The sequence below is a fragment of the Pseudomonas saxonica genome (genome assembly GCF_007858365.1).
Classification (GTDB): domain Bacteria; phylum Pseudomonadota; class Gammaproteobacteria; order Pseudomonadales; family Pseudomonadaceae; genus Aquipseudomonas; species Aquipseudomonas saxonica.
This window is the reverse complement of sequence record NZ_VFIO01000001.1, coordinates 143,445-160,170: the sequence shown is the minus strand read 5'-3', so window position 1 is coordinate 160,170 and position 16,726 is coordinate 143,445. Positions and strand designations below refer to the sequence as shown.

Here is a 16,726-nt window from a genome sequence, read left to right as displayed (position 1 = left end):
CGCACACCTACGCCGAGGAACCGCATCCATGAGCAGCCTGTCCGTCTATCACATTTCCAGCCCAGAACTTCCGAACAAGGTGTTAACCCACCTTGATGACATCCAGTCCACCCTGGCCGAGCAGGGTGTGCGCTTTGATCGTTGGCAAGCCGCTGCGCCGATCCAGCCGGGTGCGACTCAGGAAGAAGTGATCAGTGCTTATCGTCAACAGATTGATCAGTTGATGACTGAGCGCGGCTACATCACTGTGGACGTCATCAGTCTGAACAGCGACCACCCGCAGAAAGCAGAGTTGCGCGCCAAGTTTCTGGATGAGCATCGCCATGCTGAGGATGAAGTGCGATTTTTCGTTGCCGGGCGAGGGCTGTTTACGCTGCACATTGGCGATTATGTCTATGCAGTCCTGTGCGAGAAAAACGACCTGATCTCAGTCCCAGCAGGCACGCCTCACTGGTTCGATATGGGCGAACATCCTCATTTTGTGGCTATCCGTTTATTCAATAACCCAGAAGGCTGGGTGGCGAATTTTACGGGTGAAGACATCGCCAGCCGCTTTCCCCGTCTCGAAGATTAAGGAGCCCCCATGCCGATCAAGGCCATCCTCACCGATATCGAAGGCACGACCAGCGCCGTGAGCTTCGTTTTTGACGTGCTGTTTCCTTATGCAGCCACGCATATGCCCGATTTTGTTCGGGCTCACGCTGAAGACCCTGAAGTGGCCATGCAGTTGGGCGCAGTGCGACTGGACAGCGGTGAACCCGAAGCGGACGTCGAGCGAGTCATCGAGATCCTCGCCCAATGGATTGCCGAGGACCGCAAGGCAACGCCGCTCAAAGCTCTGCAAGGCATGGTCTGGAAGCAAGGTTACGAGGCGGGTGAGTTGAAAGGGCATGTTTACCCGGATGCGGTCCAAGCCCTAAAGGGTTGGCATGCGCTGGGGTATGAACTGTACGTGTATTCGTCAGGTTCGGTTCAAGCACAGAAATTGATTTTCGGCTGCTCCGAAGCGGGGGATCTCTCGACGCTGTTCTCCGGCTATTTTGATACCACTTCAGGCCCCAAGCGTGAGGCGCAGTCCTACCGGCGTATCACCGAAGCCATAGGCTGCCTGGCGGGCCAAATTCTGTTTCTTTCAGATATTGTCGAGGAACTGGATGCGGCTCAAGAGGCCGGCTTGCAGACCTGTGGACTGGCGCGCGAAGGAGGTCAATTGAAAGGGCATAAGACCGTCAGCAGTTTTCTTGATATTGACGTGGAACACCTTTAACAAAAACCTCACTGCAACACAGCAAAAAGCCGGTCAATGCCGGCGTTTTGCTGTGCGCGAGTCGCGATGCCATTACGCTGAATGATAGGTAGGCAGGGCAAAGCGATGTTGGCTTTGCAGCATCGAAATGGTCGGCAATTCGCTGGCGTTACCTGCCAGGTCGCGACGGATGGCGCTAATCACCCAAGTCAATTGCTCAGCGGTGTGCAATTGAGCATACGAAATGCAACGCTGAGTCTGTTTGCCATCGCTGTCACACAGCGTGAGCAACACGCCACCATCAGGGCGAGGCTTTACGGTGACCTTGTGGTTCGAGAACAGGGAAGTGAATTTTTCTTGGATCAGACTCATGTCTTCATCTCCATTAGCGCGTGGAAGGCTTGTATGAAGTGAGAGTTGCAGGGACTGTGCCAGTCGAATGATTAAATAAAATCGTTATAAATCAATAGCTTGATAAATATGCGCCGTGGCTGGGTCGTGCATTTTGCATGAGTGCTAAAAGTTCACCCTGCAATTTGCCCAGTCGTGATCAATCATCGAAGTAAAATTCATGCTCAGGGGCGTGCTTATAGGTTTTTTCTATAAGTGCCGTATACACAAAAGGGGTGACAGGCCGGGGTTGTGTCAGGAAACTAGGCTTTTTTGTAGCCAACACGGAGCCTCATATGTCAGATAACAAGCCAGCAGATCAAAATCGGCAAATGACCCCAGAAGAAGCCGCCGACTTTGCCGAACAGGTGTTCAACAAAGCCCGTGAAGGCGATGCGGCCATGCTGGCTGCGTTGTTGAGCAAAGGCTTGCCACCTAATTTGCGCAACCATAAAGGCGATACCTTGTTGATGCTGGCGAGCTACCACGGTCATGTTGAAGCGGTGAAAGTGTTGCTGGAGCATAAAGCCGACCCTGAAATTCGCAATGACAACGGCCAAAGCCCGATTCAGGGTGCCGCGTTCAAAGGCGACCTGGCGATGGTGCAGGCGTTGGTCGAGGGTGGCGCACAGGTCGAAGGTGCTTCTTTTGACGGTCGCACGGCATTGATGATGGCAGCCATGTTCAACCGGGCGGCAATCATTGATTTCCTGATCAGTAAAGGCGCCGACCCAAAAGCTAAAGACGCCAGCGGTACGACTGCGCTGGACGCGGCAAGGACGATGGGCGCTGTCGATACCACCGCACAGCTGGAAAAACTGCTGGGCTGATGCGATGTCCTCGGGGGGCGCATTTGATATATCCTGCGCGCCCTCTTTTTCCCTGTTACAGGTCTGCCCATGAAAACTGCTCTCGTCGAACTTATCAGCAAAATCAGCTCTGGCTGCCTGAGCGACGACGACATAGCCAAAATCGCTGATGAAGCGTCTCAGGCCTACGCTGAACCTGCTGCATTTCTGGCTGCCAATCCAGATATCAACTACGACGATACCTTCCCGATCACGCTGGGGGAGTGGGTTGTGATCGGCAGTTTGCCTGAAACGGTCTTGTTCCAGGCAGATACCTACATGGACCTGTTTGAACAAATCGTCGCGTCGTTTGGCCCAAATGTGGCGTTCAATATCAAACCGAAACAACTGGCCAAGACCGAAGCGCTGACTGCGCTAAACCGGATTCAGATCCAGATGGGCAGCATGTCGGCGGATAAAGGCGGTTATGTGTTGATGAATGTCAGCCAACCGCTGGATGACGCGCTTCAGGTGGTGCTGGTCTACGGCGAAGACGTGCCGCGTGTGCTGGAACTGTGCGAGGCCCTCGGGATCAGCGCAGCGCCTTCTTTGGAAGCCCTCAAAATCGCTGTCCACGTTTAATCCAGTACGGCCTGTAATAAAAAACGGAACCCTGCCCATAGCTGACTATCCTAAGTAGACAAGTTCTCACTCAGGAGCATCATCATGGGTTCTACGTTTAACGGTCTCATTGGTCTCATCATTCTGGCGCTGGATATTTGGGCCATTATCAATGTGATCAAAAGCGGTGCCGGAACGGGGGCGAAAATTCTCTGGATCTTGCTGATCATCCTGCTGCCTGTACTGGGGCTGATTATTTGGGCCATCGCCGGTCCAAGGGGCAATGTTCGGATTTGAGCCATCAATGAGCGGTTTACGCCACCTTCAGGTGGCTATCCGCTGAGTCAGTCAACGTCAAGGTTCGACCTGTCAGGTTCCTCGACGTAGAATGCGCGCCTTTCTTGGGCAGTTAAGTCGGTGTATTGCGAACGCGATCTACGGCTTGACTGTCGATCATGGGCGGGTGACCGTCCGTTGCCACCAGCATTCAAGGGACTACCCATGACTGAAGCACCAAAGACCGACTATCTCGAAACCCTTTATGAAGGCTATGGCCAGCGTTTTCGCATGGACAAATTGCTGCATGAAGTGCGTACCGAGCACCAGCACCTGGTGATTTTCGAAAATCCGGTCATGGGCCGGGTCATGGCGCTGGACGGTGTTATCCAGACCACTGAAGCGGATGAATTCATTTACCACGAAATGCTCACCCATGTGCCGATCCTGGCTCACGGTGCAGTCAAGCGCGTCCTGATCATTGGCGGTGGCGATGGCGGCATGCTGCGTGAAGTGACCAAGCACCGTGGCATCGAACACATCACCATGGTCGAGATCGATGGCACCGTGGTGGACATGTGCAAAGAGTTTTTGCCTAACCACTCCAACGGCGCTTACGACGACCCGCGCCTCAATCTGGTGATCGATGACGGCATGCGTTTTGTCGCCACGACCGAAGAAAAATTCGATGTCATCATTTCGGACTCCACTGACCCTATCGGGCCGGGCGAAGTGCTCTTTTCCGAAAACTTTTACCAGGCTTGCCATCGTTGTCTGAATGATGGCGGTGTACTGGTCACGCAAAACGGTACCCCTTTCATGCAACTGAACGAAGTGAAGACCACGGCCGGGCGCATGCGCAGCCTATTCGCCGACTGGCATTTCTATCAGGCAGCGGTGCCGACTTACATCGGTGGCGCGATGACGTTTGCTTGGGGGGCTACCGACAAGTCCTACCGCAAATTACCACTGGAGACCCTGCGCCAGCGTTTCGCCGGAAGCGGCATCGTGACCCGTTACTACAACCCCGAGATCCATATCGGCGCATTTGCTCTACCGCAATATGTGTTGCATGCCATTAACAAGCCAAGCAACGATTAATAGACGGTTGTGCTGATAAGCCTGCTCCCCCAAGATCTGCAAGGTGCTTGAGGGGGGTGGGCATGCCTGTGGCAAATAGTCTTTCCCGACGCTTTCTTGTGTTTCAAGATGTTCTCTGTACGAAATTTTCACGGAAGGTTTAGGACAATTCGCGCGCAAAATTTCGGCCTCTGAGTGGCTCCGCCCCCTTATACGGTGCTTGCGATGCCTCTCATTTGATAATGTTGCGTAATAAATGGCATTGACCTCAGTGGATTACCTTGAGGTCAATGCTGCATGTGCTCAGTCCACTTGACCTACGGTTGCATCTAATCGTAGAGAAACCACGAGGGCAGGGCGCTGCATAATAAAAGCCACTTCAATCTGAACCAATGGGTCCTTAAACGACATGGCAATCCCGGACGCCCCAAAACAACAGCATGCGACTACACGTGTGTTGCAACCGACCGTCAAATCGCATCTGGCGTTTACGCTGCTCTGTGCCTTGATCATGATGGTGATGTTCACCCTGCTTCGGGTGGCCTTGCTGGTTTATAACCGAGAAATGATCCTCGATACTCCGGCCTCGACTTTTCTGGAAGCGTTCGCGAACGGTTTGCGATTTGACTTGCGAATCGTGGTCTATCTCAGCATTCCGTGTGTGTTGGCATTCCTCAGCGTCAAAGCCATGGCTTGCCGAGGCGTGCTGCGCTTCTGGCTGACAGCCGCTTCCAGTCTGGCGTTATTTTTGGGCCTGATGGAGATGGATTTCTATCGGGAGTTCCATCAGCGTCTGAACGGTCTGGTTTTCCAATATGTAAAGGAAGACCCAAAAACCGTCATGAGCATGCTTTGGTACGGCTTCCCGGTGGTTCGCTATCTGTTGGCATGGGCAGTGGGTACGGTCATTTTGTACTTTGCTTTCCGCGGCGCTGACCGCCTGACGCGTCCACGTGCTGTAGCGGGTGTATCGAGTGAAGCGCGGAGCGTAGCGCCATGGTATGGCCGTGCTGTGGTGTTCGTGGTGGTGCTGCTGGTGTGTGTGGTCGCTGCCCGGGGCACACTGCGCCAAGGTCCTCCACTGCGCTGGGGTGATGCCTACACAACAGATTCCAACTTCGCCAACCAGTTGGGTCTCAATGGTTCTCTGTCGTTGATTACTGCGGCAAAAAGCCGTTTCTCGGATGAGCGCACCAATATCTGGAAACCCACGCTGGAAGATTCGGTGGCGCAGCAGACCGTGCGCGACATGTTGCTGACCGAGAACGATAAGCTGGTTGATCCGGATACAGCGCCTGTGCGCCGCGATACCACACCGCCTGCGGAAAAAACCTTACCGATCAAAAACGTTGTCGTGATTTTGATGGAAAGCTTCGCTGGCCATTCGGTGGGTGTTTTGGGGCGTCCAGGCAATGTCACTCCTTACTTTGACCAGTTAGCCAAAGAAGGTTTGCTGTTCGAGCGCTTCTTTTCCAACGGTACGCACACCCACCAGGGCATGTTTGCGACCATGGCGTGCTTCCCGAACCTGCCGGGTTTTGAATACCTGATGCAAACCCCGGAAGGCAGCCACAAGCTGTCCGGTCTGCCTGAGTTGCTGAGCGCTCGCCAGTTTGATGACGTCTATGTCTACAACGGCGATTTTGCATGGGACAACCAGTCGGGTTTCTTTAGCAATCAGGGTATGACCACGTTTGTGGGTCGTAACGATTTTGTTAACCCGGTGTTCTCGGATCCTACGTGGGGCGTGTCCGATCAGGACATGTTCAACCGTGGTCTGGAAGAACTGAAAAAGCGTGAAGGCAAGGCGCCTTTCTATGCCTTGTTGCAAACCTTGTCCAACCACACGCCGTATGCGTTGCCTACACCGCTGCCCGTTGAGCCTGTTACTGATCGCGGTTCCCTGAACGAGCATTTGACGGCGATGCGGTATTCAGATTGGGCCTTGGGCCAGTTCTTCGAAAAAGCGCGTAAAGAACCCTATTTCAAAGAAACACTCTTTGTAGTGGTCGGCGACCACGGTTTCGGTAACGAACAGCAAATTTCCGAAATGGATTTGGGGCGCTTTAACGTTCCGTTGCTGCTGATCGGGCCAGGCATTCAGGAGAAGTTTGGCGCGCGCAATGACACGGTCGGTACTCAGGTCGATATTGTGCCGACCATCATGGGGCGTCTGGGCGGTGAGTTCCGTCAGCAGTGCTGGGGTCGTGATTTGCTCACCTTGCCGGAAGGTGACAAAGGGCGAGGTATCATCAAGCCCTCGGGCAGTGATCAGACGGTGGCTATCATCAGTGATGACCACATCCTGGTTCAGCCAAAGGATATGCCCGGTAAAGTGTGGCAGTACACGCTGGGTGCCAACCCTGAAGCTAAAGTAGTGGCTGGCTCGCCTGAAGAAGCTGATCTGAAGCAGAAGCTCGAATCTTTCTTGCAAACCGCTACCAAAAGCTTGGTGGATAACACTGCAGGCGTAGAAGATCCGAAGTAAGCAAACATGCAGTAAGCAATAAAAAAGAGGCCAATTGGCCTCTTTTTTATTGCGCGGTGGTTTACGTCGCCAGCGCTATATTTTGCCAAGTAACAGCAATACCAGCAGCACAACCAATACAACGCCGATAACGCCTGATGGCCCGTATCCCCAGCTTTTCGAGTGCGGGAACACAGGAAGGCCACCCACTAACAGCAAAATCAAGATGATGAGAAGGATTGTTGTCATGATTCTTTCCTTGTTGATATGTTCCGCCAAGGTGTCGCTTTATGAGCACCGCTTGAAGAACATGAATTGGACAGTGCTTACAAAGTCCGACTGTTGCTGATGCCAGATAATTCAAATTTATTTAACGGCGCTCTAAAACATTCCAGTATTGATCCCTGCGTGGGGCGCGAGTAGGGTTGCGCGCTGCACATTGGGAGATGCCTCGGATGCTTAACTACGTTTGGTTTTTTTTGGCGGCCGTATTTGAAATTGCCGGTTGTTACGGGTTTTGGATGTGGCTGCGTCAGGGCAAGAGTGTCTGGTGGGTTGTTCCGGCGATTGTCAGTCTGACGGTATTTGCCGTGCTACTGACCAAGGTAGAAGCTGTTTATGCAGGTCGGGCCTATGCAGCCTATGGCGGGATTTACATTGTGACGTCCATTGCATGGCTCGCCGTGGTTGAGCGTATTCGCCCATTAGGCTCTGACTGGATAGGGCTCGGCCTGTGTGTTGCAGGCGCAACCATTATTTTGTTGGGCCCGCGTTTCACCAGCTCCTAGTGTTTTAGCAGGCGATGAGCTGTTTGATGCTTTTCAAGCAGGTTCACTCCTTAATTGCTGTAGGAATTCTTCCCCTTAGCTGTAGGTCTTGGATGAATTGCCGTGTAGGGATTGAAGCACTGTTTTGCGACGTGCAGTCTTGATGGCCTGTCAGCTCTTGAGATGAAAGCCATGCGAATATTGACTTGCGCCATCGGCGGAGTGATTTCACTGGGGCAAGACATGACCGTGCGCATTATTTCTACTAACGGTAAGCAGGTCAGGCTTGCAATCGAGGTGCCCAAGCATATCGGCGTGCACCGAACAGAAATTTACGACCGAATAAAAGACGAGCTGGCGGCCAAACAGTTGATCAAGCCTTCGACCGAGTCTTAATCAAAGAACTCTTTAGGTACTGCGTGCCTGGGGGCCAGCTGGCACTGCTGACTTTCAAGGTCAAAGAAAATCACTGCCTGACCCTTGCTGAGTGCATTGCGCACGCGTAGCACGCGGGTTTCATGGGGCGTGTCATCACCATTGTCTGTGCCGTCGCGACTCACGAAATCTTCGATCAGGCGAGTGAGGGTGTCAGGTTCAAGCTGGTCGTAAGGAATAAGCATGGGTGGGACTCTCGTAATCAGTGCGAGAGATGCTACTGGCCGCAGGCGTGTGCGGCCAGTCTTTCTGCTCTGCATAGCGCTGATTCGCTGGAAGTACGGTGTTATTCGGAATAAATACCTTGGCCGGGCAGGCGGTTGCGATCGTGCGGCTCAGCGAAGTTCTGCGCCGGTCCTTTTGGAATAATCCCCGTAGGATTGATCATGCGGTGGCTGGCGTAGTAATGACCTTTGATGTGAGCGAAGTCTACCGTCGCGGCGATACCGGGCCATTGGTAAAGCTCGCGTAGCCAGTTGGACAGGTGCGGGTAATCGGCAATTCGTCGTTCATTGCATTTGAAGTGGCTGTAGTACACCGCATCGAAACGAATCAGTGTGGTGAAAAGTCGGATATCAGCCTCGGTAAAGTGTTGGCCTGCCAGATAACGATTGTCTTGGAGGTGCGCTTCCAGATCATCCAGTTCGCGGAACACATCGTCGAAAGCCAATTCGTAAGCCGATTGCGATGTAGCAAATCCTGCACGATAAACACCGTTGTTCAGTGCCGGGTAAATACGCTCATTCCAGCGGTCGATTTCCCCCCTCAACGATGACGGGTACAGGTCCAGCGTGTTGCCAGTCAAACCGTCAAAAGCGGTATTGAACATGCGAATGATATCGGCCGACTCGTTGCTGACAATGCACTGTTGTTGAGTATCCCAAAGCACAGGTACGGTGACGCGACCCGTATAATCAGGCGTATCCCGGGTGTAGCGCTGGTGTAGAAAACTGAAGTCGTCCAGCTTGTCTCCGCTGGAACCGAAGGCCTTGTCGAACGTCCAGCCGTTTTCCAGCATCAACCAGCTAACCACCGAGACGTCTATCAACGACTCAAGCCCTTTGAGTTGGCGGGTAATCAGCGTGCGATGAGCCCAGGGGCATGCAAGGGAGACATACAGAAGGTAACGGCCCTCTTGTGCCGCAAAGCCGCCAGTCCCGGTTGGGCCTGGCGAGCCATCAGGTGTTACCCAATTACGGCGTTGCGCCTGCTCTCGCTGGAAAGCACCGTCTTTGCTGCTTTCGTACCACTGGTCGTGCCAGCGCCCATCGATTAACAAGCCCATAAGGAACTCCGTAGCATTTTTCGTTAGAACTCAGTCTAGTGGGCTGAGTTCGAACAAAAAGCGCAAAACATGGGCGTTACTCATCAGTTAAATCGATTTGTTGCGATTGTCCCAGTAGCTTTTGGCTATTTCGAAGGCCTGTTCACGCGGCGTTCCGAGCCCGCGCAAGGCAAGCGCCATGGTTGAAAGCAAGGCCAGTTGGGGGTAGCTGTCTGCAACGTCACCTCGCCATACTGCCTTTAGATGGGCGGGGTCCAGCGAGGCCGGTTTCACATGACGCTGTGCGGACAGTGCAGGCCATTCTTCGTCCCAGCTAACACCTGCCGTGGTGCCGTACAGATGGCTGATGGTATCCGGGTTGATTTCAATTTCGCCGCCGTCACCTTTGACCACAATGCTGGTATCGCCCAGCAGGCCGCTGGCTTCACGGTGTACGCTTTGATAGCCCGGATGGAAGATGCTTTGCAGGCCACAGCGAGCGTTTAAAGGATTGAGAATGCGAGCCAATGAGTGAATCGGAGAGCGCAGACCCAAGGTATTACGCAGATCAATCATGCGCTGCAACTGCGGTGCCCAGTCTTGTAACGGGATAAACGCCAAATTGTCTGTATTCAGGGTTTCTTGCACGGTTTGCCAGTTACGGCATAGCGGAATTGCCAGCTCATTGAGCAGTTGCTCGCTATAAAGCCGGCCCGCGGTATGAGGGCCGCCACCGTGCATCACAATACGCACGCCATTTTGTGCCAGGCATTTCGCCGCTAACAGGTACCAGGGTAAATGGCGTTTTTTACCGGCATAGGTGGGCCAGTCAATGTCGACCTGGATGGCGGGTGCGGTTAAGCGCTCGCGAACGGCTTCGGTAAAGCCAGCTAATTCTTCCGGGCTTTCTTCCTTATGCCGCAATAGCATCAGGAACGCGCCCAGTTGTGTGTCCTCAGCCTTTTCATCCAGCAGCATGCCCATCGCTTGGCGAGCTTCTTCGCGGGTCAAATTGCGGGCGCCGCGTTTGCCTTTACCCAAAATGCGTACAAATTGTGCGAAAGGGTGTTCAGGTGGCGTTTCAAGGGCCAGTGCAGTGGGGGTATTCATAAGCAATTGGTCGGCTTCGGCAGGCCCGCCAGCTTGGCGGCGAGTTTGGCGGGAGTGCCGTTAAACAGGCGATTTAAGTGCATGCTGTTGCCTTTTTCAACGCCCAGTTTAAGTGCGGTGTATTTGATCAGCGGGCGAGTGGCAGGAGATAGCTCAAATTGCTGATAGAACTCTCGTAACACCTCAAGAATTTCCCAATGCTCGCGGCTCAATTCAATGCCTGACTGCTCAGCCAACGCTTGGGCGACCTCGGTAGACCAGTCGTTGAGATCCACCAGATAGCCGTCTTTATCCAGCTCAATGGTTTTGCCGTTGACGGTGAGTGCATTCATAGCCATGTGTTGACCTTGTCATACTGAATCGACAGCTGGACGAAGCCGGGATAATCGACAGCGGTTGCCCACTGAGGGCATTCCAGATTGCGCGCTACAAGGTCTTCTTCGAGGATAAAAAGCGACTGCGCAGCAAGATTTTCTTGAAGCAACTTGCACATGTTGCTGTTCGGCTGCAGGGCGTAGACCGCATCACCACACAGCAGCAACGCGTCGCCAGTGCCCAGTATGCGTAAGCAGCTAGCCAAACGCGTATCAGAAAAAGGAGAGTGGCTCAGAACGTGTAGGGTCGACATTAGAGGGTGATCACTTGGTCGTAGCGGTCGATAAGAGTGCGTGTTTCTTCTGGCGAAAGTAGCTGAACATCGTCGACTATGAACGAAGTGTCTGAGAGACCGCGCTCCGCCAGGCTGTAGCCGCATACAAAAAGGTCATCGACGCCAAACATCGACAGGGCTTGTAGATTAGCCGTTATATTTTTTTGCTGGAGGGCGGCGGAATTTTGTTCAGGAATCAGCTGAAATACGCCGTCATCCATAAACACCAGGCCAATGGGCAAATCAAATGCGCCGGCTGCGAGCACAATATCCAATGCCTCTCTAGCGCCAGGGCCAGACCAAGGTGCCTGACGACTGATGACCAACAGTGATTTAGGCATCTCAAGGCCCTCCAAAACAGATCAGTCGATCAGCCGTCTGAATAGCATCGTGCAACTGGCCGAGTCCGGACAACTCCCAGGGTGCATGCAGGTTGATCGCCGGGCGTTGGTAGCGGGCTGCTTCTTCTTCATTGAGCACCCCGCGGCGCAAAGCAGCTGCAATGCACACCACACCGTCCAGCTGATTGCTGCTGACGAACGCAGCCCATTGTTGCGCGAGGTCAAGTTCATCCTGCGGCGTCACACAATTGCTTGAAGCGCTATGCACGCCGTCTTGATAAAAAAATAATCGAACAATCTCGTGCCCACCCGCCAACGCTGCCTCTGCAAAGCGCAGGGCTCGGCGAGAAGAGGGCGCATGGGCTGCCGAATAAAGGGCAATGGCAAATTTCATGGAAGGCTCTGTCAGCAAATCTTTGGCAATGATAAAGCCAGAAGTCCAAAGATGCTTGCAGCAGACAACAAAAAGCCCGCCGAAGCGGGCTTTCATCTAGCGGTGTTACTCAGTCATCGCGGCTCATGATGCCGAAAATTTGCAGCAGGCTGATGAACAGGTTGTAGATAGACACATACAGGCTAATCGTTGCCATGATGTAGTTGCGCTCGCCGCCCTGAATGATGGCGCTGGTCTGGAACAGAATGCAGACCGAAGAAAACAGAACGAAACCGGCGCTGATAGCCAATTGCAGGCCGCTGATCTGGAAGAAGAAGCTTGCCAGCGTGGCGCCCAGAAGCACAAAGAAGCCCGCAGTGATGAAGCCACCGAGAAAGCTCATGTCTTTACGAGTGATCAGCACATAGGCAGACAGGCCGCCAAAAACCAGCGCCGTCATGGCGAAAGCGGAACTGACGACTTCAGCGCCACCCTGCATGCCCAGGTAACGGTTGAGAATAGGGCCTAGCAGAAAGCCCATAAAACCGGTCAAAGCAAAGGCGCTAACAAGGCCCCAAGCTGAATTACGCAGCTTGTTGGTCAAAAAGAACAGCCCGTAAAAACCGATGAGAACCACGAAAATATTGGGATAGCCGACCCTCATCTGTTGAGAGATATAAGCCATCACACCACTGAAAGCGAGGGTCAGAGCCAATAGACCATAAGTGTTGCGCAGGACACGGCTGACCTCTAGCTGCTCGGCCTGCACGCTGTTATTAACCGCGTAATCCTGTTCGCGCATGGCGAAACTCCTGTGTTTGGAAATGTTAAGTAGCAAAGATCATAGCAGAGGCTCTGAAACAAGGGATCAAGAGAGTTTGACAACGTGTTTCATTCAGGTATTATGGCGCCCGCAACGACAGCAGTATCCGGGAAATTGGCAGAGTGGTTGAATGCACCGGTCTTGAAAACCGGCGTACGTTAATAGCGTACCCAGGGTTCGAATCCCTGGTTTCCCGCCACATTACATCGACAGAGCCCGCCTTTTGGCGGGCTTTGTTGTTTCTGGGGTTTGGCAAAAACCCCAGCGCAGAGGTAATCGCTTCCGCATCTTTTGGGGTAGCTTGCGCAACAAGGGTGCTAATTTATTCTGCCACTTAGCTCATTCATGCCTGCCAGCTCCAGTCGTGAGCAAGCTTTGGAGGCCAGCCTTCATGCAAAATCTTCTTGCGTAATACCCGGGCCATAGCGGCCTCTGACGTGATTTGTCTTCCAGCACTCAAGATCAATTAATCTGTGACGATAGCCTTCATGCTCGCAATTATTAGACTCTAGGTGTTGAGCATGATTTTAAATAGACTCATGAAAGTGGATATTGCCGCCTTAGTGGTAGCCCTCTTAGCGCTACTTGAGTCGATCTTCAGCCTTCCGATACGCAACATCATTCTCACGCTTGTCGACAGCTACCACGAACACAACAACCTCTTGATCAATCACCTGGTAGATAAGGCGATAACCGAGACTGCGCAACTTGATTTTGTAGCAATCGGGGAGGTCGCGGAGCCGGTTCGCCTCAACTCGTGGGTTTACCAGAATATCTGCCAGTTTCTTCTTGAATTGCTGCCTGACCGTGTCTCCCAGCTTGTGCCACTCTTTGAGTGCGCGCTGGTCAAACTCAAGACTAAAGGTCATCCAGCGTCACCTTCACGCGCTGTGGTGCTGCAAGCCGTTCGCGCACGGTGTTGATGAGTGCTTCGTCTTCTTCGGTCATGAGCACAGGGCGGAAGGGCAGTTGACCGCGTTCTGCGACGTACTGCAGAGCTTGGCGCATCAGTTCTGAGGGAGTGACGCCTAAGCGTTCAAGTTCTTGATAGGCGCGGGCTTTGAGTTCGTCGTCCACACGTATGTTGATGGAAGCCATAGGTTTTACTCCTGTAATGACATTTGTCATTACAATGGCTTTTGCCGTCTTTTAATGCAAGTGCCATTCGGCACTCAGAGGCGGATTTCTGCTTCACAATCCTTTCCGCAATCAAAATCATAAGCCTCACAGGGCGTGCCCTGTAGCTTTGTAAAAGTGATTGAGGTGCGAAATAGAGTAATGGCATCTGAAATTGTCGTCACGGACGGTCGCGACAACACCGCACAGATCAATGGCCACCTGCTTTTGCTTGATCATCCTTCTTAGCATTTAGCACTCCTCTCAACAGCAAACGAGAGCGCGTTAGTCAGGTCGCCCATAGGCTTTTGCCCACGTGCTGTCATCGCATCATCACGTTGTTCGAGGCCATCAAGGACTTCCAGCTGATGCACCCTGGTGATCAGTCTCAGTATGGAGGCTGTGTCGTAGACGGTGTGATCCACCATGCCCCTGCGCGCGAAAGGCGACACTATCAGAGCTGGGATTCGTGTTCCCGGCCCCCAGCGGTCACCTTTGGGCGGGGCTACGTGATCCCACCAGCCACCGTTTTCATCCACGGTGAGCACCACGACCATATTTTTCCATTGTGGGCTTTTTCGCAGCACTTTAAGTACGCGGTCCAGGTGTCGATCACCGGCGGCCACATCGGCGTAGCCCGCATGCAGATTCAAGTTGCCTTGCGGTTTGTAGAAGGTCACTGCGGGTAGTTTTCCTGCCTCGGCATCTGCAAGGAAATAGTTGGTAAGAGCTTCGTCGCCCAAGCCGCCATCCCGCAGGCGTTTGCTGCGTTCTACCGAATTCTGCGGGCCTTGTTGCTCAAAGTAGTTGAACGGTTGGTGGTGGTACTGGAAGTTGGGGATTTTTGGAATGCCGCCGGAGTCTTTGAATTGATCCAGCGTGGCCTGCCAGGCACCCGCGTACCAAGCCCAGTCGATATTTTTTTTGTTCAATTTGTCGCCGATGTGCTCGTGTCGTTGAGGCACTAGCACGCTCGGTAAGTCTGGCTTTGAGTAGTCCGGTCGCTGTGGGTCGCGAATCCACGTGGGCCAATAGGGCGGGGCCATGGTGTTCACTGCAAAGCCATCCGGCGTCAACGCGCTGGGGCCGAATTGTGGTGCGCCAACCATGGCGCTCGCAGGGGATTGCTCCAGGGGTTTTAGACGTGTGCCTGTGGGGTCATCGCTTTCTAAGGTGGCAATTTGTGATTTGGCCACTGACGTAGCCGCGTTCGGGTAAGTAGGGGCGGTGGCGCTGATGAGGTATTGATTGTTCAGAAACGAGCCGCCAAAGGTGCCCTGAAAGAAGTTGTCGCACAGTACGAACTCTCGGGCTACATCCCATAGGCGTAATGAATATTGGGTCTGTGCGTAATGGCCCATGGTCAAACCCCCGGCATCCCCCCAGGCGACAAATTGGTCGTTTTTACCCTCATTGATTTGCATCTGATTCTGGTAAAAGACGTGCCACAGGTCGCGTGTTACAAGGCTTAGCGGGAGATCCTCCTGATGAGGGCCTTTTAGGGCGAACGGTGCATTAGGGAGGTTTTCCTGAAACTGCACCCCTGTGGGATAAGTAACACCATCGACTGTTTGAGGCCCCACCTGCAAAACTCCGCCCCAAGTCGGGGGCAAGTTTTGCAAAAGGCTGCCATCACGGTCACGTTGCTGATAGTCGGCGGGCTTAAGTGCACTCAGTGGCTTCTCTACACCGGGGAAGTCAGCAAACAGATTATTGAAACTGCGATTTTCGGCATAAATCACCACGATAGTTTGCACTTGCTCGTGGAGTTGCTTATCCAACTCGTCGCCTAGTAGCGGCAGGCCATTGGCCGGACGCTCCAACTCGCTGCCTGCAAAGGCATTCAATGTAGCTGCGCCAATGCCTAAGGCAGCAGCACCTGCGAGGAAGCGACGACGGCTGGTGTCAGTGGCAGGTTGTGCGTCTTGGTCTTTCTCGTCACTCATTTTTGGCTCCTGCTCAGATGTAACTAAAAATTCTGGCAGGCAGGCTATCAAGGGATTATGACGACGGTGTTGCGCCGGCTCTCAGTGCGCGACTCACAATTGGACGTAAAAGAGACGCGCGCATCATCCGCTCATTTCGCAAATCGCTTGGCCGCGATCACGCACAAGATGACGCCTCCCGTCACGCTGAACATGCCGATGCTCACGGTTTCATGCAGGAGGATCGCCGCCAATGCCAGCCCGAAGAAAGGTTGCAGCAGTTGGAGTTGTCCGACTGCGGCGATGCCTCCTTGGGCGAGTCCTCGATACCAAAAGATAAATCCGATAAACATGCTGAAAAATGAAACATATCCAAGACCCAGCCATGCGGGCGTGTCAATTGACGCAAAGGAGGAGGGTGCTAATAGCCAGGCCAGTGGTGCCATTACGGGTAGCGATAGTGCCAAGGCCCAGGAGATTACTTGCCAGCCGCCTAAGACTCTCGCCAGTTTTGCCCCTTCGGCATATCCCAGGCCGCAGACAATGACTGCCAGTAGCATCAGAGCGTCGCCTTTGGGGGACGCTGTCAGTCCCTGATTCAGAGCGAAGGCTACCACCAGCCCGCAGCCCAGTACCGAGAAGAACCAGAACGCTGGCTGAGGGTGTTCACCGCCGCGCAATACACCAAATCCCGCAGTGGCAAGTGGCAGCATGCCGAGGAAGACAATCGAATGTGCGGATGTAACATGCTGTAAAGCCAGCGCAGTGAGTAATGGAAAACCCACAACAACGCCAATGGCTACTATCAGCAATGGATAAAGCTGGCTGCGTTCAGGACGTTTACTTTTCAGCAACACCAACAAGCAGAGCGCCAAGATGCCAGCAATGGTTGCCCGAGCTACAGTGAGGAAAACGGGATCGAACTGCAATACCGCAACCCGTGTTGCGGGCAATGATCCGCTAAAAATCACGACGCCAATAAAGCCGTTTATCCATCCGCTCAGATTATTTGAAGGTGCTCGGCTTTGCTGTTCACAGGTACGTTCCATCGAGTT

General features: G+C 53.4%; 23 protein-coding genes and 1 tRNA gene. 10 read left to right on the top strand and 14 right to left on the bottom strand.

Features of this window, described 5'->3' with window-relative positions:
- Positions 1 to 28 precede the first annotated feature (28 nt).
- On the top strand, positions 29 to 574 hold the full coding sequence (locus FJD38_RS00865; RefSeq protein ID WP_122782945.1) for a 1,2-dihydroxy-3-keto-5-methylthiopentene dioxygenase: 546 nt from the start codon (positions 29 to 31) through the stop codon (positions 572 to 574).
- 9 nt (positions 575 to 583) lie between these two features.
- Complete coding sequence (mtnC, locus tag FJD38_RS00860; RefSeq protein ID WP_146383664.1) at positions 584 to 1,267, top strand: acireductone synthase; 684 nt, start codon at positions 584 to 586, stop codon at positions 1,265 to 1,267.
- A 72-nt stretch (positions 1,268 to 1,339) separates the two neighbouring features.
- Here mtnC and FJD38_RS00855 read toward each other — a convergent pair whose 3' ends face one another.
- A complete protein-coding gene (locus FJD38_RS00855) occupies positions 1,340 to 1,618 on the bottom strand; it encodes a DUF3509 domain-containing protein (protein WP_146383663.1) in 279 nt (92 codons plus the stop codon).
- A gap of 314 nt (positions 1,619 to 1,932) precedes the next feature.
- Between FJD38_RS00855 and FJD38_RS00850 the strand changes: the two genes are divergently transcribed.
- The 5 genes from FJD38_RS00850 (at position 1,933) to FJD38_RS00830 (ending at position 6,889) form a co-directional block, all read left to right on the top strand.
- Positions 1,933 to 2,466, top strand: coding sequence for an ankyrin repeat domain-containing protein (locus FJD38_RS00850; protein ID WP_122782942.1), 534 nt, complete (start codon positions 1,933 to 1,935; stop codon positions 2,464 to 2,466).
- Between the two features lie 69 nt (positions 2,467 to 2,535).
- A complete protein-coding gene (locus FJD38_RS00845) occupies positions 2,536 to 3,066 on the top strand; it encodes a hypothetical protein (RefSeq protein WP_146383662.1) in 531 nt (176 codons plus the stop codon).
- Between the two features lie 84 nt (positions 3,067 to 3,150).
- Positions 3,151 to 3,342 (top strand): PLDc N-terminal domain-containing protein, encoded by a 192-nt coding sequence (locus FJD38_RS00840; protein ID WP_122782940.1) that lies wholly within the window; start codon positions 3,151 to 3,153, stop codon positions 3,340 to 3,342.
- A gap of 204 nt (positions 3,343 to 3,546) precedes the next feature.
- On the top strand, positions 3,547 to 4,422 hold the full coding sequence (gene speE / locus FJD38_RS00835) for a polyamine aminopropyltransferase (protein ID WP_146383661.1): 876 nt from the start codon (positions 3,547 to 3,549) through the stop codon (positions 4,420 to 4,422).
- A 388-nt stretch (positions 4,423 to 4,810) separates the two neighbouring features.
- Positions 4,811 to 6,889 (top strand): LTA synthase family protein, encoded by a 2,079-nt coding sequence (locus tag FJD38_RS00830; RefSeq protein WP_146383660.1) that lies wholly within the window; start codon positions 4,811 to 4,813, stop codon positions 6,887 to 6,889.
- Positions 6,890 to 6,964: 75 nt separating this feature from the next.
- Here FJD38_RS00830 and FJD38_RS00825 read toward each other — a convergent pair whose 3' ends face one another.
- Positions 6,965 to 7,117, bottom strand: a complete 153-nt coding sequence (locus FJD38_RS00825) for a DUF3309 family protein (protein WP_122782937.1) — start codon at positions 7,115 to 7,117, stop codon at positions 6,965 to 6,967.
- Positions 7,118 to 7,323: 206 nt separating this feature from the next.
- On the opposite strand from FJD38_RS00825, the gene FJD38_RS00820 reads away from it, so the two are divergent.
- The gene (locus FJD38_RS00820) at positions 7,324 to 7,656 is read left to right on the top strand and encodes a YnfA family protein (RefSeq protein WP_122782936.1); all 333 of its coding nucleotides are present in this window, start codon (positions 7,324 to 7,326) and stop codon (positions 7,654 to 7,656) included.
- A 171-nt stretch (positions 7,657 to 7,827) separates the two neighbouring features.
- On the top strand, positions 7,828 to 8,031 hold the full coding sequence (locus FJD38_RS00815; protein WP_146383659.1) for a carbon storage regulator: 204 nt from the start codon (positions 7,828 to 7,830) through the stop codon (positions 8,029 to 8,031).
- Here the strand turns inward: FJD38_RS00815 and FJD38_RS00810 are convergent.
- The 8 genes from FJD38_RS00810 to FJD38_RS00775 all read right to left on the bottom strand — a co-directional run bounded on the left by FJD38_RS00810 (position 8,028) and on the right by FJD38_RS00775 (position 12,609).
- A complete protein-coding gene (locus FJD38_RS00810) occupies positions 8,028 to 8,255 on the bottom strand; it encodes a YheU family protein (protein WP_146383658.1) in 228 nt (75 codons plus the stop codon). The two genes, FJD38_RS00815 and FJD38_RS00810, sit on opposite strands and share 4 nt — an antisense overlap.
- Positions 8,256 to 8,356: 101 nt before the next feature.
- Positions 8,357 to 9,355, bottom strand: a complete 999-nt coding sequence (locus FJD38_RS00805) for a glutathione S-transferase family protein (protein WP_146383657.1) — start codon at positions 9,353 to 9,355, stop codon at positions 8,357 to 8,359.
- A gap of 87 nt (positions 9,356 to 9,442) precedes the next feature.
- Positions 9,443 to 10,444 carry a glycosyl transferase family protein gene (locus FJD38_RS00800; protein ID WP_146383656.1) on the bottom strand — a complete coding sequence of 334 codons (1,002 nt, stop codon included), beginning with the start codon at positions 10,442 to 10,444 and terminating at the stop codon, positions 9,443 to 9,445.
- Positions 10,441 to 10,776, bottom strand: a complete 336-nt coding sequence (locus tag FJD38_RS00795) for a TusE/DsrC/DsvC family sulfur relay protein (protein ID WP_146384585.1) — start codon at positions 10,774 to 10,776, stop codon at positions 10,441 to 10,443. The genes FJD38_RS00800 and FJD38_RS00795 overlap by 4 nt, the downstream gene beginning before the upstream one ends.
- Positions 10,773 to 11,072, bottom strand: coding sequence for a sulfurtransferase complex subunit TusB (gene tusB, locus FJD38_RS00790; protein WP_146383655.1), 300 nt, complete (start codon positions 11,070 to 11,072; stop codon positions 10,773 to 10,775). Before tusB ends, FJD38_RS00795 begins: the two co-directional genes overlap by 4 nt.
- A complete protein-coding gene (gene tusC, locus FJD38_RS00785; protein WP_146383654.1) occupies positions 11,072 to 11,434 on the bottom strand; it encodes a sulfurtransferase complex subunit TusC in 363 nt (120 codons plus the stop codon). Before tusC ends, tusB begins: the two co-directional genes overlap by 1 nt.
- 1 nt (position 11,435) lies before the next feature.
- Complete coding sequence (gene tusD, locus FJD38_RS00780; RefSeq protein WP_122783055.1) at positions 11,436 to 11,828, bottom strand: sulfurtransferase complex subunit TusD; 393 nt, start codon at positions 11,826 to 11,828, stop codon at positions 11,436 to 11,438.
- A 109-nt stretch (positions 11,829 to 11,937) separates the two neighbouring features.
- On the bottom strand, positions 11,938 to 12,609 hold the full coding sequence (locus tag FJD38_RS00775; RefSeq protein ID WP_122782928.1) for a Bax inhibitor-1/YccA family protein: 672 nt from the start codon (positions 12,607 to 12,609) through the stop codon (positions 11,938 to 11,940).
- A 129-nt stretch (positions 12,610 to 12,738) separates the two neighbouring features.
- Here FJD38_RS00775 and FJD38_RS00770 point away from each other — a divergent pair.
- Positions 12,739 to 12,829, top strand: a tRNA-Ser gene (locus FJD38_RS00770).
- 382 nt (positions 12,830 to 13,211) lie between these two features.
- Here the strand turns inward: FJD38_RS00770 and FJD38_RS00765 are convergent.
- From FJD38_RS00765 to FJD38_RS00750, 4 genes are all read right to left on the bottom strand, one after another.
- Positions 13,212 to 13,499 (bottom strand): type II toxin-antitoxin system RelE family toxin, encoded by a 288-nt coding sequence (locus tag FJD38_RS00765; protein WP_146383653.1) that lies wholly within the window; start codon positions 13,497 to 13,499, stop codon positions 13,212 to 13,214.
- Positions 13,489 to 13,728 (bottom strand): type II toxin-antitoxin system RelB/DinJ family antitoxin, encoded by a 240-nt coding sequence (locus tag FJD38_RS00760; RefSeq protein WP_055101365.1) that lies wholly within the window; start codon positions 13,726 to 13,728, stop codon positions 13,489 to 13,491. The genes FJD38_RS00765 and FJD38_RS00760 overlap by 11 nt, the downstream gene beginning before the upstream one ends.
- A gap of 263 nt (positions 13,729 to 13,991) precedes the next feature.
- Positions 13,992 to 15,692 carry an acid phosphatase gene (locus FJD38_RS00755; RefSeq protein ID WP_146383652.1) on the bottom strand — a complete coding sequence of 567 codons (1,701 nt, stop codon included), beginning with the start codon at positions 15,690 to 15,692 and terminating at the stop codon, positions 13,992 to 13,994.
- Positions 15,693 to 15,823: 131 nt separating this feature from the next.
- On the bottom strand, positions 15,824 to 16,720 hold the full coding sequence (locus FJD38_RS00750; protein WP_122783054.1) for a DMT family transporter: 897 nt from the start codon (positions 16,718 to 16,720) through the stop codon (positions 15,824 to 15,826).
- Between the last annotated feature and the right edge of the window lie 6 nt (positions 16,721 to 16,726).

What these genes read in the sequence shown, in the direction of transcription:
- FJD38_RS00865 (WP_122782945.1), top strand. Translation starts at nt 29, where the DNA reads ATGAGCAGCCTGTCCGTCTATCACATTTCCAGCCCAGAACTTCCGAAC.
- mtnC (WP_146383664.1), top strand. Translation starts at nt 584, where the DNA reads ATGCCGATCAAGGCCATCCTCACCGATATCGAAGGCACGACCAGCGCC.
- FJD38_RS00855 (WP_146383663.1), bottom strand. Translation starts at nt 1,618, where the DNA reads ATGAGTCTGATCCAAGAAAAATTCACTTCCCTGTTCTCGAACCACAAG.
- FJD38_RS00850 (WP_122782942.1), top strand. Translation starts at nt 1,933, where the DNA reads ATGTCAGATAACAAGCCAGCAGATCAAAATCGGCAAATGACCCCAGAA.
- FJD38_RS00845 (WP_146383662.1), top strand. Translation starts at nt 2,536, where the DNA reads ATGAAAACTGCTCTCGTCGAACTTATCAGCAAAATCAGCTCTGGCTGC.
- FJD38_RS00840 (WP_122782940.1), top strand. Translation starts at nt 3,151, where the DNA reads ATGGGTTCTACGTTTAACGGTCTCATTGGTCTCATCATTCTGGCGCTG.
- speE (WP_146383661.1), top strand. Translation starts at nt 3,547, where the DNA reads ATGACTGAAGCACCAAAGACCGACTATCTCGAAACCCTTTATGAAGGC.
- FJD38_RS00830 (WP_146383660.1), top strand. Translation starts at nt 4,811, where the DNA reads ATGGCAATCCCGGACGCCCCAAAACAACAGCATGCGACTACACGTGTG.
- FJD38_RS00825 (WP_122782937.1), bottom strand. Translation starts at nt 7,117, where the DNA reads ATGACAACAATCCTTCTCATCATCTTGATTTTGCTGTTAGTGGGTGGC.
- FJD38_RS00820 (WP_122782936.1), top strand. Translation starts at nt 7,324, where the DNA reads ATGCTTAACTACGTTTGGTTTTTTTTGGCGGCCGTATTTGAAATTGCC.
- FJD38_RS00815 (WP_146383659.1), top strand. Translation starts at nt 7,828, where the DNA reads ATGCGAATATTGACTTGCGCCATCGGCGGAGTGATTTCACTGGGGCAA.
- FJD38_RS00810 (WP_146383658.1), bottom strand. Translation starts at nt 8,255, where the DNA reads ATGCTTATTCCTTACGACCAGCTTGAACCTGACACCCTCACTCGCCTG.
- FJD38_RS00805 (WP_146383657.1), bottom strand. Translation starts at nt 9,355, where the DNA reads ATGGGCTTGTTAATCGATGGGCGCTGGCACGACCAGTGGTACGAAAGC.
- FJD38_RS00800 (WP_146383656.1), bottom strand. Translation starts at nt 10,444, where the DNA reads ATGAATACCCCCACTGCACTGGCCCTTGAAACGCCACCTGAACACCCT.
- FJD38_RS00795 (WP_146384585.1), bottom strand. Translation starts at nt 10,776, where the DNA reads ATGAATGCACTCACCGTCAACGGCAAAACCATTGAGCTGGATAAAGAC.
- tusB (WP_146383655.1), bottom strand. Translation starts at nt 11,072, where the DNA reads ATGTCGACCCTACACGTTCTGAGCCACTCTCCTTTTTCTGATACGCGT.
- tusC (WP_146383654.1), bottom strand. Translation starts at nt 11,434, where the DNA reads ATGCCTAAATCACTGTTGGTCATCAGTCGTCAGGCACCTTGGTCTGGC.
- tusD (WP_122783055.1), bottom strand. Translation starts at nt 11,828, where the DNA reads ATGAAATTTGCCATTGCCCTTTATTCGGCAGCCCATGCGCCCTCTTCT.
- FJD38_RS00775 (WP_122782928.1), bottom strand. Translation starts at nt 12,609, where the DNA reads ATGCGCGAACAGGATTACGCGGTTAATAACAGCGTGCAGGCCGAGCAG.
- FJD38_RS00765 (WP_146383653.1), bottom strand. Translation starts at nt 13,499, where the DNA reads ATGACCTTTAGTCTTGAGTTTGACCAGCGCGCACTCAAAGAGTGGCAC.
- FJD38_RS00760 (WP_055101365.1), bottom strand. Translation starts at nt 13,728, where the DNA reads ATGGCTTCCATCAACATACGTGTGGACGACGAACTCAAAGCCCGCGCC.
- FJD38_RS00755 (WP_146383652.1), bottom strand. Translation starts at nt 15,692, where the DNA reads ATGAGTGACGAGAAAGACCAAGACGCACAACCTGCCACTGACACCAGC.
- FJD38_RS00750 (WP_122783054.1), bottom strand. Translation starts at nt 16,720, where the DNA reads ATGGAACGTACCTGTGAACAGCAAAGCCGAGCACCTTCAAATAATCTG.